We start from the raw sequence: 13,546 nt of genomic DNA on the forward strand, positions 1-13,546 counted from the left end.
GCGTGGTTGAGTAAAACCTGTATCCGTTCTTTACAATGCCGCCGCGCGCCTGTGAATCCTAACAGGCTTGCAACGCGATGGCATCATAACCATTACCATATGATCAAATACTTAACCTTGTCGCTGCTATTGCTCTGCATTTTTTGCTGCAAAAAGGACGGCGCCTATGATTGGTCAAAACACATCGTGATAGACAGCACCACCCTCATCGGTTATAATCAGCTTCGTATCAAAGTCAGTATTCACAACCTGGCCGATTCGCAAGTCCTGGAGGCAGGCGTCTGCTGGGATCATGTTCGCGAGGATCCTACCAAATACAGCCAATTCATCACGTTTGCGGACCGCACAGACATGGATACCCTGATTACCGGGCTGCTCCAGGGGAGGCCTATATATTTTCGCGCATTTGTGACAACAAAGAAGGGAACAATTTACAGCCAGGTTGTTATAGTCAATACACGCAGCATTACCAAGCTCTGGGAGGAAGACCACCCTACCCAGATACAACACATCAAACAGATTGAACAAGTGCCTGGACTTGGATTTTATATCCTGGCCCAAGATTCTGCTACGGATAAACGATGGCCCGAATTGCTACTACTCAATTACCAGGGTGATCTGATATGGCACAAGCATTATTATCGAGATCAGGCCCACACCACACCGGACTACCTGATGGCCCTCCCTGACGGGCTGCTGGTGGCCACCACTCACCATACACCCACGGGCGATAAAACCTTTTTGATGAAGACCCAAGCGGATGTCGACCCTATTTGGGATAAAGCATTTACGCAATTGTATCATAATGAATTTGTCCGCCTACGGCCCGGCCCCAACAACACCATAATTCTCACCACGAAAAGCTGGGATAAACCGATCGCCGGCGTGGATACTAAATATTTTCTGGTGGATCACCATATCGACATGAACGGGGACCACACCCAACCCAATACGATTGTTCCATTAGATCCCATTTTTGCCAGGGCCAACCTTACCGGCACAACTGATGTGGGCAGCAACGGATTTGTTGCAGTCACGCATATGCCGACCGATATCAACGATGCCGGCAGCCCATCGGATATTTTCCTGCACCGCTTCGACAATAATATGATGGTCAGCCAGCAAAAATTTGGCGGGATTAAACCGGACGCACCCGTCTCCATCATCACCTCCACTGCCGGTAACCCAGTGGTTTTAGGATATAGCCAATCAAAAGGAGCGATCGCGCAAAGTGCCTGGCTATTTGAGTTAGACGCCGCCAGCGGCAATCCGCACTGGGAGTTCCTCTACCAAAATTCTTTTTTTGGTTTTCCTTCTCGAATGTATCCGCTGGGGCTGCAACCTGTTAAGACGGGCGGATATTTAATTGCAGGCAACATAGGTATGTCCCGTTACTCCGCTTTTACGGATGGATTTTTTGCCTTCATAGACGGTAATGGCCAACTGCGGTGGGACTGCTTTATAGAACACGATAACAATCAAGACCTATATATTGATTATCCAAAGGACGTATTTGAAATCAACGGTATGCTTTACGTAATCGGTACCCTAAATGGGTATGATGACGATGATGTTAGTACACTTTACATGATTCAATATAAACCCTAATCGGCCGTGTAAGGATTTTCATATGGCACATGGATAAGGTGAGCATTCAAAGCTCCCATCAGGTGGTTTTCTATCAAGGGCATCGGCGGCGTTTTTGCCGGTGCCTTTCCTTTCCACCCTACAGCGGCTGGAAGTAATTATGATATTATCGTTGGTTAAGGTTACATGGTCACCGTAGTGTTTGGTTTATAATTTCTTTTACGCCTTCCCCGCTGTAAACCTTTTACAGCAGGCAAAGCCTTGGTTTTTTAGCCAGGGCTTTCGGTGTTATATGCGCACTAACGGAAATGTAACAACGCTGCACGAATATTATTGGTCATCTTGCATTGTTGCTGTAGCTTACCACCATGTTGTTGCGATAGAGCCAGCATCCATCTGCTCGTATCAACGTGGGAAGCCTCATTATCATATGTGGTATGCCTGTTTTTAGAACGACTCGCGTCCCACGCAATAACGGCTGAGTTTCTCAGCGTACGGATAACACTGTTTATTTAGGCCTTTTGTTATTTGGCTTAAGACCCCGCTGAGGTACGCGGGGTCTTTTTTTACATTCCTATCACCCAATGCGTCCCTTCCTTAAAGTTGTCCAGCCTTAAATACTGCCAACAAATATTACACTTCAATTATACTTTTTTGCTTATATTTCGGATAGTCATTATCGGTATTTAGGATTAGAACATGCAGCCACCGACAGGCGAAACACCCACCAGATGCAATTTGTGAGGACCCGAAACTATTGCCCGCATCCGCATGCTATCCAGCATCCCTGAATGGGAACTGACAGTATAGATATAATTGCCGGCGGCCACCCTGTAATGGTGTCACCACAATTCCTTCTTGGTATTTATTCATCCAAACTTATGGCATATCAGAATGTTAGAGTAATCGTGGTAGAGGACCAACCAGCTCCAGCGGCCCGTTTAAAAAACCTGCTTGAACGGCAGGAGGGGTTCAGTTATATCGGCACCGCCTCCAGTGTACGGGAAGCTGTCCTGTTGATCGCCGCCAGCGATCCACAACTGGTGATCCTGGACATTGAATTGGGTGATGGCACCGCCTTTGATATCCTCAAACAACTGCATCCTTTTCCCTTTCAGGTCATCTTTGCCACCGGCTTCCAGGAATACGCGATTAAAGCGATCAAATTTGGCGCCATGGACTACCTCCTTAAACCAATTGATGAACTGGAATTCGCTGCCGCTTTGTGCAAAGTGCAAACTCCCGGACCAGGAACCGCACAACTGGAGTTGATGCACCAACATTACCTGCAACCTGAACGCACGCGCCGCATGGCCTTGCGCAGTGGTGCCATTTTAAAAATCGTGGATATCGACCAAATAATGTACCTCGAAAGTGGGACCGATACCACCTTTCATCTCCATGGTGCAGGAGCCGTGCCTACCCACAAAACCATCAAGGACTTCGAAGATCTGCTGGACGGCACTCAGTTCGTGCGCATACATGCCTCCTACCTGGTGAACATCCGTTTCGTAGACCACTACCGGCCCCCCGGCTCTATCGTACTGCAAAATGGCATACAACTGCCGGTAGCAGCCAGGCGAAAAGATAGCCTGGTAGCCTATTTGACCGGAAAATATAAATAATTCCCTTATGAAACACCTCTGTTGCTTTCTGCTGGGGGCAGCCATCGCCTGTCAGCCATCCACACCTTCGGCCAATACTCTCACTGACTCACTTTATCAGCAGGTAAAAACGCGCATCGGCCTGATCAAGGGCTACGATCAGGCCCCGTTGTTGCTCAAGCATTTGGATACACTCATCACATTATCTATGCGCGACCATCCGGAAATGACCGCCTATCATCGCGGGTATAAAGGTTATGTGCTGGCTATTACCGGGCTGCCGGATTCAGCGCGCCTATACCTGACTTCCCTGCACCAGCTTGACACCACCACTTCCCAGAAAGACTCAGTGGGTTTTGTTAATGCTATGGGTTATGCGACCCTCTACCGGATGGAGAAAAAAAGGGACAGCGCCCTGGCCGCCGCCATCAAAGCCTACCAGTACTCCAGAAACCTGGGCGCCGAAAAGCGCCTAAGTGCCATTGCCTATCTCTGTGATATGTACATGACCATTGGCGAACATGCCAGCCTCAGAAAATTTATCGATGAAGGCCTGTCGCTGGACCCTGTCCCCGCCCAAAAGGTCCTGCTGCTATCTTACCTTGCCGTTGTGCATGAACGGGTGGGGAAGCCTGATAGCGCCATGATCACCTTTCAGCAGGTAGTCAACCTCACCCCGAAAGATAACCTGCAGCTACAAGCTATCAACCTTTGTAACCTTGCCAACGTAAAAGTGAAGATGGGCCTTTATGCTGCCGCCATGAGGGATATGCGCAGAGCCTTTGACCTGTTTCATACCGTAGGGTGGGTGCATGATGAAGCCTATTATAACATGGCCAGACTGCTGGTCAGAATGGGCCAACGGGAAAGGGCGATCCCCTATTATGATTCGGCCATCGCTCGCGCCCGCAAATTACAGGACTTCGATCAGGTGGATGACTTTACCATGGAAGTGAGCGAACTGCAGGCACAGCAGGGGAATTTCCGCAGCGCCTATGCCTATGCCCATCAGGCGCTCAACAATGTCAAAATCCGCGACAGCGTGGCCCTGAAAACCAAATTGTTTGAACTCGAGACCAGGATGGGTGTTCAACTCAAAGATGAACAAATCCAACGCCTTGCCCTCATACAAGCCGCCACCCAGGCCACCAGCCAAAAAAGGGTTATCATCATTATCGGCCTGAGCCTGGCCGTAATCATGGGGGCCGCGATCGCCATCCTGTTATTCCGACGCCAGCGCACCCAACGGCAGCTCTCCGAATTTCAACTCGAACAAAGGTTGTTACGTACCCAAATGGAGCCGCATTTTATTTTCAATGCACTTTCCCAATTGCAAGCCCTTGTCCACGCCCGCCAAATAGAAAAATCCCTGGCATACCTCCTGCAATTCTCGCGCCTGCTGCGGGTCATTTTAGTCAATACCCGCAAGGGATTTGTGCCGCTTACCGATGAAATAGAAGCGCTGGAAAGTTATCTGCACCTCCAACAACTTAACCTGGATGGTGCATTTAGCTATGCGCTGGACCTCTATCCGGATTATGCCGAGGATGTCATATTTGTGCCGCCCATGGTGATACAACCATTTGTCGAAAACGCCTTCCATCATGGCATCGGCACCCTGCCTTCCGGGGGGATCATTCAAATTCACATCACCAAACACGGCCAGGCGATCCATTGCCGGATCGAGGATAACGGGCCAGGACTCGGCCAACGCAACCCCAGGTCTCAGCGGCCCTCCCTGTCAACCCATAATACCCGCGACCGACTGGCCCTACTGCAGAAACAAACCGGCACACCTGCCTCCCTGACCATTACCGACAAACAAGCAGCAGACCAAAGTGGCGTGATCGTGGAACTTGTGATTCCCTACCGGCTCAGCCCACTGGGTAAGTGACCAGTCATCCCAGCGCATGCTCATCATCGTAATCATATTTATCGTTTAAAAACTTGCGCAGTTTTTCAAGAAATGGCGTCCTGTTTTTTTTCCGCATCCGGTTATCTTCATGGGTGGCGTAGATGTTGGATATCTTGATATGAAATACCCGGCCCAGGTATTCGGACAATTTTTTAATGTCCTGCGTTTTATCATTAAAAGCCGCCACCTCATTAAGCGCATAAATCAACTCCACCAGCTCAGCTTGTGAGCCGGTCCAGATCAACTGATCGTCCCTGCTCCTGGCAGGATCCCAGAATGCCTGCTCCAACTGGTAATTGAGGAATTCTGTTACCAGACCGTAGGCGAAAAAATGAGCGAACAAATTGCTTTTGCGGCTATGAAAACGTCCATCCACGAATAGCAACATACCATCAAAGACCGGCCAGTCCCCATCGCCGCCACGGGTGAAATAATATTCGTCCAGGTGAGAGAAATTTAATCGGTAATACATGTGCAATTCCGCATGCTCCCGGTAGAACTGCTCGATGGCCACCAAATGCGTCTTAAAGTAGTTGCGCCGCTCCTGGAGATCGGAGATGGGGGCCAATTGTAGAATGGTCAATAGCCGCAGGTAATACAGTAGCCTGCCATCGACCTGTGGTTTGCGTTGCTTGAAAAAATGAATTTCTTCAGCCTTGTCGGTGAAGGTATAATCCAAGAGCCTGTCATCCAGCTCCTTGACTGCCCCCGCCGCCAGACGGGCGCACTCCATCATGGCCGGCAATTCATTATCGGTGATATTGATCTGTTCAAGGCCGAGCAGCAAACGCTCCAGCAGCTCGCCAACATATTGATTGATCATGGGTACTCGTGTGGGTTTAGTGATGATTGGAATAAAAAAAGCGGGTGTGATCACAGTATCAAAATTACCGGTGCAACCCACACGTTTTCCCATTTAGTAAACCAGGCAAAATCAACCGATATGGTCTGCAATTCAGGATAGCGGCTGCTTTCGGGGCGCAAAAAAAATATTAATTTGGGATGGACGGCTACCCGGCGGGGACAATCGTAGCAGGAAAAAAATAATCGTAGTTAAATCGGGAATTTTTGCGCGGGGGATCATGCGCAAAAAAATGGAGAAGCCATCAGGCTTCTCCAAACGGCAGGTGATATTTCCCATTAAAAACATTAAACCTTACATCACGATGCCGCTTCACTCGGAGATGAAAAATTCTCCGATATAAGTTAATCGAATAGGGGTGGGGCCTCACCAGGGCTATTTTAAGCGCAGAAATCTAACATATTCCGCGTAAGCGGCCAAAAATTCCTGTCGACCACAACGGGTCAGGCCACTAATAAACTTCGCAAAATCATCCCTGCTTCCCTGCTTCCCTAAATCCCATTGCAGGGTTTTTCGCTCCCAACGCATAGGGGTGTAGTAATTGACAGGCACCCAACAGGATATTACCCTTGCCATGGCATAATTCCCAGCGACCTTCGTCCACACCCGCACTCGCTGACGCCGGGACAGACACCTGTAATATTGATGCTCCATTTGCATGCCGACAAATAATTAACCACCTTTTTTTAGTAGTTCCAATATTGCTCAAGGCAGTGGATGAAGGGCCACTTTTCCACGCAGTTCGGGATGGCAGGCGTAAGCCTCGCTGTAAGAGGTGTAAGAATTATCCCTAGAGGATACAGCATACCTTACCCCCTTAAAATCTTTGTTCGTTTTATTTAACACCCAGTGGTCCACCAGCGCATGCCATCGGGCGCTTCTTTGCGGCAACCACACGGGCGTACCATAGAAAACAGAATCCATCATCATCACCACCTCCAGGGTATCACCACGATCATAAAATCGGCCTAAACCGTTATCCTGGGCAAATGAGGTTAGAAAGACCCTGAGCTTCTGATCCCAGGTCAGGGGATAGACCGGCAATTGATAGCGCTTAGTGGCTTCCGGTGACAACTTCGGATCCAACTCGAGTATAAACGGGTCAATGCCTGGCCAGCGTTTACCCAGGCCATCTGTAAAATCAAGCATATAGCTCGGGTAATATTGCAGGCTGTCATCACCGATATAATCAAGGGCTAATAAATGAAATGCTGCTTTAGACATGTCGTAAATCATATCTGTTTTTTTTCGGGCGATCATCCAGGTCAGGTGCATTCCTCCATCTCCTGGTTCGGTGTGCGGAATCGCAAGGATATTTTCCCCAATGGCCCCAGCCACGATTTTGCCTCTTTCATATACCGTATGGTTTCGAAGATTTGGAGCCGATCGCTCCTGGTGTTGGCGAGCTCCACCATTTGGATTGTCCTGGGGATTCAGGCAGGACCAAAGTATGAACATAAACAGGTAACAGGAAAAGTGTTGGCGCATAATTGTATTTGTTTAGTGTACCGTCCCTTGGAGGACGCGCGTGGAAATTTTTAGTTGTCCGGCTATGGTATTTTTGATGATGCCACGATGCGCCGGATCCTGAAGTGTGGGCCAGGCATCTACCACTACCTGGCAGCTGTGGTATCCCTTTTTATTGAGTTGGAACATTTCCTCCCGAATACGATGGAGCGCCGAATAGTCATCGAGTAACTCATATCCGGCCTTACATGGACAGGTGATCCGGTTGTTGTCCCAAGCACCAAAATGTGGATGTGGCCTACCGATGCTGGCCAGATCGGCCATCCTGCGTTGTTTTAATTCTGTCAATGCCGTTTCTTCGTCCACTTCCAAATGAAGGACAAAAGGCCTGACCCTGGCCATCATCTTTCGGTATTTCTCATTAGCCGGTAACAGCGGCGTGGCACCCAGCAACAAGGGATGGGAACCGCTGCGACCATCCATGATATATTGTAATAAACAGACTTCCGCTGCCCTGATCATGGCAGGCGCCCTGTCTCCCATTTGTAAATAGACCGTGTTCAGATCGGCGTACCCCAGACATTTAGCCAACCACTTGCGTGCGAAGATCACCTCCAGGTCCTGACCATGGAAACTGGCGAACTCTTCGAGCAAACTCACCACCGCCCGCTGTGCGTAGCTCGTCAGGATAACCACCGGAGAAATATTTATCATGGCATGGATTGAGGTAACAAAATGGTAGCCCTGCTGACCCGATCACCCCTTCATGGTATCATCAGCAGCGGCTACCAGTGTCAATGTGTCAATATCACTTGTTCTAACTTATAAAACGAACGACCCGCGATTTTAACCCAATGATTTCGTCAAAAAGTTGAAAAATATTTTCTTTCGTTTGTTAGAGGCAGGTAGGATGTTTTTTAGTACGTTTGTTATCCAACCAAACCTCCCGTTTTGCGGCAATATAGTTTTTTGTAAATCGCTGTAATTGGCTACTGTTCAATGTTTCGTGTTGTTGCAAATTGTCCTGTGGAAAAATATTTCCCCTTTTGAAAAAAATAGTTTGTTGGCCAGGGGTACTTTTTATTTTTCACTCTAATAATTTATATGAGCCCTCTCTTCCTTGCTATCAGCCTTTGTTTGGCGGGTGCATCCCAAAAGGAAAAATCCATGCCGATTATTGCCCCCGTCAAGGATGTCTTCCTACACGATACCGCCATGACCATTGACCAGAAATGTCAACTTCTCCAAACATTGATCGGCGAGGATTGCCGTTATCGCATCAACGCATTCGATATCAACTTTGAACTCCGGGCCGACAATTGCAGTTATGAACAAATCAAGATGTTGGCCGATGCCTGGTCACTGCTCATGTTCGATTTTGTGGTCGGGGACAGCCTGGCTTATTTCAATACCATCGACATCAGGATTATTCATAACCAAACCGGTTTACTGCGCCATTCCCTGTTGGCCTGGCAACAGCTGGCGTCATTTCAATGTCGCCGCCATCAATTTCCCAGGCAGGCTGTCGACCCCCATGAAAAAGTGAGGGCCATGTATCGCATTATTTTAGGGGTCGATACCACCCGCAGTGATTTTATGTTTTGTGAGGACTACATTATTTATGACATCTATCTGCCAACCCTCCACTATCAAAATGATGTTGGTTTACTCGCCCGAGCCAAAGCGATGCAGGTACTTTCGCAGTGGTATATATTCAGCGATCTACCATCACCCATGAAATATGCCAAGTGGAATTTTTTCGATCGAACCAATGAGGGTCCCGGCAAACAGGTAGGGTATAATCATCAAAGCAAAACATTTAAATCCGGGCAGGTGAAATGGCCAGCGACTATCAGGCTTTAGCGGGAAGGCTGCCGGGATATGAGATAGGTAATTAGTTCTGCAGTGACCGTTTTTGTTTTAACAGGGCAAGCGTACCAACCCTGGCGTTGTCCTTGTAAATAAGGAATTGTTTGGTGGTAAACCAACCGTCTGATGGTTGATTGCAGCCGTTCCGATGTGGTAATAGTTGGCCACATTGCTTTCACCGCGCCAAAGACGGAAATGGTTAAACAAAGTGGTACGTAATTGTAAGCATAGACAGGTGGAATATGGGGATAGGGGAGAGCATCGGTCGCCACTTCCGATGCACCACTTAACACGGCATCGATGAGAAGGTAGGTCCCCATGAAGTACGGCTGGAAGCCCGATTCGAAAGATGGTTGGTTAATGTTATCCCATTGCATGGTCTAACAAATATATTAACTGAAATAAATTATGGCACTATTTATTTACGCAAGTGAAATTAGTATTCCAGTAACACAACCGGACCAGACTGAAGCGATCACCGGGGTGGGGGCCCTGCTAACACGTGATCCTATTGAACCTTTAGTGATATCGGACTCCCTGAAATTATTAACTACGCAAATAATGGAAGAAGGCAAACCTGTTGATAAAGCATCGGAACGTGGCTTTTTTCTGCCGATGGAGGATAGCGATATTGCCAGAACGCATTTACTGTTGACCATCAACGACCATGTTAAAGGCCTGTTTATGGTCACATTTTTTGATCAGCCACCTTCACCCACCGGGCGAAGTGAACGCATCCTTTTTCAGTTCCTAAACACTATTGCCGCACGTGTGATTGCCAGCGAACCAACCGTGAACATTCAACTATTAGGGCCATTGGATCCGGAGATGGATCTGAAAAAATTCAATGAACACCTGTTAGGTATCATTCTCGCCACCCAGCCCAACCATGCCGGTGAAAAAACTTTTTATCCTTTGATATGTCTCGAATCTGGCACCCAGGAGCAACCCGGTCACCAGGTGCTCAATCTTCTGTTGTGGGCCGCCGCCAATACCCGCATGCCTGAACCTGACAGGACCTGGCAGGATAGCATCATCTTTGGTGCAAATGATTTCATCTCAGATGGGGAGGCCATAACCTATCATTATTCTCTTAACGTCCCCGTAGATCATTTTGTGCGGCCCTATCCTTTTCAAATCAAAACGAACCTTTCTATAGACAATGGCATCCTTGGTCTGGCCATCATTGAACGTTGCTACCGTCATCTTAAACCCGCACAATTTAGCCTTGACAATCCTTACCTTGCCGCGCCATGCCTGTCCATTATCAAAAGCCTGGCAAATGCCGGTAAAACGCTTGACAATGACCTGCTGGCCAAAATGGTCAGTACCTTTTTAGGGGTGTTTGATAACCTGCCGGTATATAATGAATGGTCTGATTCCAAAGATGCCTGGGAGGACTGGTTACTGGCCAAGGAAGTGGCAATTCGACTTGGCCCCGGCAACCCGGGCGCATTTGAGCAACTGGTAGAGGCTTATAACGGTTGGCGGGAAAACATCCTCCTCCACCAGTATAAAGAGTGGTGCAGACTGATGCGCATAGCCCCCGGCGGCGCGTGAAGACCAGAAAAATACACCGATCCGGTGACAGTTATATTTTTTTTCTTCCGTTTTGTTAAATGAGCGCATAAACTCAAGGGTATTATGAAAAAGTAATAGACGCTATGCTATATTCTTTAAGCACAATCGCCATCGGAGCCAATCACCCTTCAAAGGTAAACCTACTTTTGCCACCGAAGCGTGGACTGGTGAATTATCTTGAGGAAAGGAATATTTTGGAGTACTACTTCAGCGGTTAAACTTGCCGTATCCAGATGAATGGTGCATACCGCCTGGCTGTTTTTTTATCGAGGTTTGCGCTTTTGATGATTGGGTTTGTCGGATGGAACAGTACGCCGGTTGCCATCCCTTCTTGCCCGGTTTTCCTTAATGAGCTGATGGATACCCAAAGATCGCCAGGAAACTTCAGTAGCATGCCACTCCATGACAACCGGCCTAAATCGCAGTGTTTCCATGATGTCCCAGCCATTGTCTCTTGCCCAACCGTAAGGATCGAGAATTTCGGGGATGGGAAATCGCATGGGAAATACACCTTTTGGAACCTGCAGTATCTCTTTCAAATCTACTTCTTTGCATTGCCGTTGGGCAGGATCAAATGGGATCAAGTAGTAGTCTGGGTTTTTAGGATCTATCAAATCCGCAATGTCATCAAAATAAATTCCTTCCAAGGGATAGCCCTTGGGCTCTATCCGGCCTAGGTGGTAGTTCACAAAAAACGGGACATCCCGCAGAAAAAGCCAAGGCTGCTGCCCCTTTACGATTCGCAGGTCCAGTGCCTCCGCACTATTGACAATGTAAACATCGGACATACTCCTGACTTCCTCCACCGATTTACCATACTGACGTGCCATGCCTTCAGGATCTAGGGTGCCCAATGCAGGCAGGATGATGTGGTGCAAGGATCGGTTGGTCAGATCGATGGTCTTGGCGGCCATATTGTAATTGAAATGATACACATTCTCATACGCATCGTAATGTGTATCACATAACCGGATGATATTACGGGGATTATCTGCCTGCTGCAATTGATCTTTGGCTATGTCGATCAAAAAAGTAGTCCCCTTCAGGTCTGCCGTTTTTAAATTTTCATTCATATAGAACTGTTACAGGTGGCGATTGTTTCCTTGTTTGTTTGACACTGCCCAAAATTCGCTTTTGGTAAGATCCCGGCGGCAGTTGGTCGCGCGCCGGGATAATGATCGATGGTGCAGATAGGCCAACTCAGTTACAGTCGCCCGTATTGGTTGGAGCATGGGACGGACCAAACGTTGCACCTGTCAGCTTTCGCAGGTCTTCTCCGAACGCCCCAGGGTTAGCGCCCCGTCCAATGATCCACCAGCCTTCTGTTCGCGGCAGCGTTGTCCCCGCGGCTCTGGCTACATCCAGCACGAAGTCGACACAATTGTATCTTTCCATATCATAGACTGCATTGAATTGCAAAATGGCATTGATGCTTCCGGCCAAAGCTTCCGCATTAACCGGGATGGCATACGATACATCGTAGGCGCGACCCTGGTCATTTCCGAGGATACTAACGGATGAGGTCCGAGAAAAGGGATTAACTGATTGCGCTGGGTAAAAACCCATCGTTCTGCGGATGGCATGGCCATCCAAGGTTTGTTCGATGGTCAGGAAAGCATGACCAATGCCACCAAGGATAGTAATGGGCTCATCAGAACCACGTGCCGGTTGATCGGCATAGACAGTGAGCGTGGCAGGCTTGCTTAGATCGAAGCAGGACAGATATTGCGCTGCGTCACTAATGCTGGTGGAGGGTGGGGCAAGGATGGTAGGTGCCGGTTCCGGCTCAGGTATCACCGGACTACCACCGCCGCCTGGGGAAGCTGGTGCTTCCGACTTATGATCAATAGCACCTCCCCAGGAGTAGTAATCATATTCAATGGTCCAACGAATATCGGTAATGCACTCGCTGTGATAGACAATGTTGCCAACACAGTTTCCTTGGCCATCGCCGGTGCAGGACATCCACTCATAACATACACTGTACACGCTGGCGGTCATCCTCGTAGTGACTGTTGTGGGCTCTCCTTTTGTAACCTTGATGGCATTGAACAAAATCCCTTCTCTGTTTCGCGTTTGCAACCCCCACATTGAAAAATCAAAAAGGCCCAAAAGGCGCACTGCTTGTGGTGCTTCGTCTGAACGTTCAAATACTTTCATGCGCAGGTTTTCCCCCCATTCTATGGCCAGCACCGCCTGGGTCTGGCGAAGAGTTGTATTGACAATCGGTAGCAAACATACCAACTGCCCTGATTTTAGGGCTGTTAGCGCATGTTGCCATTGCGCTACCCCATAAGTGCTTACGACCTTTTTGTAAAATGCCAGTGTTGGATCATCCGTTTTGATTCTTTCGGCCAGTTTAAGCAATGCTTTGTCCCCGCCAACGTAAATGTCATCTTCGGCATTTATGGGAGAATGATTTTTACGGCAGCTCCATATCAGCAGGCCGCCGGAAAGCATGACGCCCAACCAGAGCGATCCTGACAGCCCTATAGATGAGAACTTCCTTTTTCTAATAGGTGAATGTGTACGTTGCAACATAACAATGGTGTTTGATGAATACACAATTTGCTAAGTGCCACTATTTGAAACTCCCAGTTTTTCCTATTTCGGGGTTATTAAACAACTGGCGGTTCGCCTAAAGAGTAATTCAGTTCATAT

General features: G+C 48.3%; 11 protein-coding genes. 5 read left to right on the top strand and 6 right to left on the bottom strand.

What is annotated here, in order from left to right:
- The first annotated feature begins 99 nt into the window (after positions 1-99).
- From HB364_RS13890 to HB364_RS13900, 3 genes are all read left to right on the top strand, one after another.
- Entirely contained in the window at positions 100-1,608 is a 1,509-nt protein-coding gene (locus HB364_RS13890) for a hypothetical protein (protein WP_167288580.1), read from the top strand.
- An 860-nt stretch (positions 1,609-2,468) separates the two neighbouring features.
- The gene (locus tag HB364_RS13895; protein ID WP_167288582.1) at positions 2,469-3,212 is read left to right on the top strand and encodes a LytR/AlgR family response regulator transcription factor; all 744 of its coding nucleotides are present in this window, start codon (positions 2,469-2,471) and stop codon (positions 3,210-3,212) included.
- A 7-nt stretch (positions 3,213-3,219) separates the two neighbouring features.
- Positions 3,220-5,085, top strand: coding sequence for a tetratricopeptide repeat-containing sensor histidine kinase (locus HB364_RS13900; protein WP_167288584.1), 1,866 nt, complete (start codon positions 3,220-3,222; stop codon positions 5,083-5,085).
- Positions 5,086-5,089: 4 nt separating this feature from the next.
- Here the strand turns inward: HB364_RS13900 and HB364_RS13905 are convergent, their stop codons facing one another.
- The 3 genes from HB364_RS13905 to HB364_RS13915 form a co-directional block, all read right to left on the bottom strand.
- Entirely contained in the window at positions 5,090-5,929 is an 840-nt protein-coding gene (locus tag HB364_RS13905; RefSeq protein WP_167288586.1) for an RteC domain-containing protein, read from the bottom strand.
- Positions 5,930-6,673: 744 nt separating this feature from the next.
- Positions 6,674-7,456 carry a hypothetical protein gene (locus tag HB364_RS13910; RefSeq protein WP_167288591.1) on the bottom strand — a complete coding sequence of 261 codons (783 nt, stop codon included), beginning with the start codon at positions 7,454-7,456 and terminating at the stop codon, positions 6,674-6,676.
- Positions 7,457-7,468: 12 nt separating this feature from the next.
- Positions 7,469-8,149, bottom strand: coding sequence for a hypothetical protein (locus HB364_RS13915; protein ID WP_167288594.1), 681 nt, complete (start codon positions 8,147-8,149; stop codon positions 7,469-7,471).
- A gap of 390 nt (positions 8,150-8,539) precedes the next feature.
- Between HB364_RS13915 and HB364_RS13920 the strand changes: the two genes are divergently transcribed.
- Complete coding sequence (locus HB364_RS13920; RefSeq protein ID WP_167288596.1) at positions 8,540-9,298, top strand: hypothetical protein; 759 nt, start codon at positions 8,540-8,542, stop codon at positions 9,296-9,298.
- On the opposite strand, the gene HB364_RS13925 is transcribed toward HB364_RS13920, so the two are convergent.
- The gene (locus HB364_RS13925) at positions 9,295-9,681 is read right to left on the bottom strand and encodes a hypothetical protein (protein ID WP_167288598.1); all 387 of its coding nucleotides are present in this window, start codon (positions 9,679-9,681) and stop codon (positions 9,295-9,297) included. The genes HB364_RS13920 and HB364_RS13925 overlap by 4 nt on opposite strands.
- 31 nt (positions 9,682-9,712) lie before the next feature.
- On the opposite strand from HB364_RS13925, the gene HB364_RS13930 reads away from it, so the two are divergent.
- Positions 9,713-10,864 carry a hypothetical protein gene (locus HB364_RS13930; RefSeq protein WP_167288600.1) on the top strand — a complete coding sequence of 384 codons (1,152 nt, stop codon included), beginning with the start codon at positions 9,713-9,715 and terminating at the stop codon, positions 10,862-10,864.
- Positions 10,865-11,148: 284 nt separating this feature from the next.
- Here HB364_RS13930 and HB364_RS13935 read toward each other — a convergent pair whose 3' ends face one another.
- Both HB364_RS13935 and HB364_RS13940 read right to left on the bottom strand, forming a co-directional pair.
- Positions 11,149-11,958 (bottom strand): hypothetical protein, encoded by an 810-nt coding sequence (locus HB364_RS13935; protein ID WP_167288602.1) that lies wholly within the window; start codon positions 11,956-11,958, stop codon positions 11,149-11,151.
- A gap of 127 nt (positions 11,959-12,085) precedes the next feature.
- Positions 12,086-13,426: a hypothetical protein gene (locus HB364_RS13940; RefSeq protein ID WP_167288604.1), complete on the bottom strand. Its 1,341-nt coding sequence runs from the start codon at positions 13,424-13,426 to the stop codon at positions 12,086-12,088.
- Positions 13,427-13,546: the final 120 nt, after the last annotated feature.

The organism is Paraflavitalea devenefica, from assembly GCF_011759375.1.
GTDB classification, from domain to species: domain Bacteria; phylum Bacteroidota; class Bacteroidia; order Chitinophagales; family Chitinophagaceae; genus Paraflavitalea; species Paraflavitalea devenefica.

What these genes read in the sequence shown, in the direction of transcription:
- HB364_RS13890 (WP_167288580.1), top strand. Translation starts at nt 100, where the DNA reads ATGATCAAATACTTAACCTTGTCGCTGCTATTGCTCTGCATTTTTTGC.
- HB364_RS13895 (WP_167288582.1), top strand. Translation starts at nt 2,469, where the DNA reads ATGGCATATCAGAATGTTAGAGTAATCGTGGTAGAGGACCAACCAGCT.
- HB364_RS13900 (WP_167288584.1), top strand. Translation starts at nt 3,220, where the DNA reads ATGAAACACCTCTGTTGCTTTCTGCTGGGGGCAGCCATCGCCTGTCAG.
- HB364_RS13905 (WP_167288586.1), bottom strand. Translation starts at nt 5,929, where the DNA reads ATGATCAATCAATATGTTGGCGAGCTGCTGGAGCGTTTGCTGCTCGGC.
- HB364_RS13910 (WP_167288591.1), bottom strand. Translation starts at nt 7,456, where the DNA reads ATGCGCCAACACTTTTCCTGTTACCTGTTTATGTTCATACTTTGGTCC.
- HB364_RS13915 (WP_167288594.1), bottom strand. Translation starts at nt 8,149, where the DNA reads ATGATAAATATTTCTCCGGTGGTTATCCTGACGAGCTACGCACAGCGG.
- HB364_RS13920 (WP_167288596.1), top strand. Translation starts at nt 8,540, where the DNA reads ATGAGCCCTCTCTTCCTTGCTATCAGCCTTTGTTTGGCGGGTGCATCC.
- HB364_RS13925 (WP_167288598.1), bottom strand. Translation starts at nt 9,681, where the DNA reads ATGCAATGGGATAACATTAACCAACCATCTTTCGAATCGGGCTTCCAG.
- HB364_RS13930 (WP_167288600.1), top strand. Translation starts at nt 9,713, where the DNA reads ATGGCACTATTTATTTACGCAAGTGAAATTAGTATTCCAGTAACACAA.
- HB364_RS13935 (WP_167288602.1), bottom strand. Translation starts at nt 11,958, where the DNA reads ATGAATGAAAATTTAAAAACGGCAGACCTGAAGGGGACTACTTTTTTG.
- HB364_RS13940 (WP_167288604.1), bottom strand. Translation starts at nt 13,426, where the DNA reads ATGTTGCAACGTACACATTCACCTATTAGAAAAAGGAAGTTCTCATCT.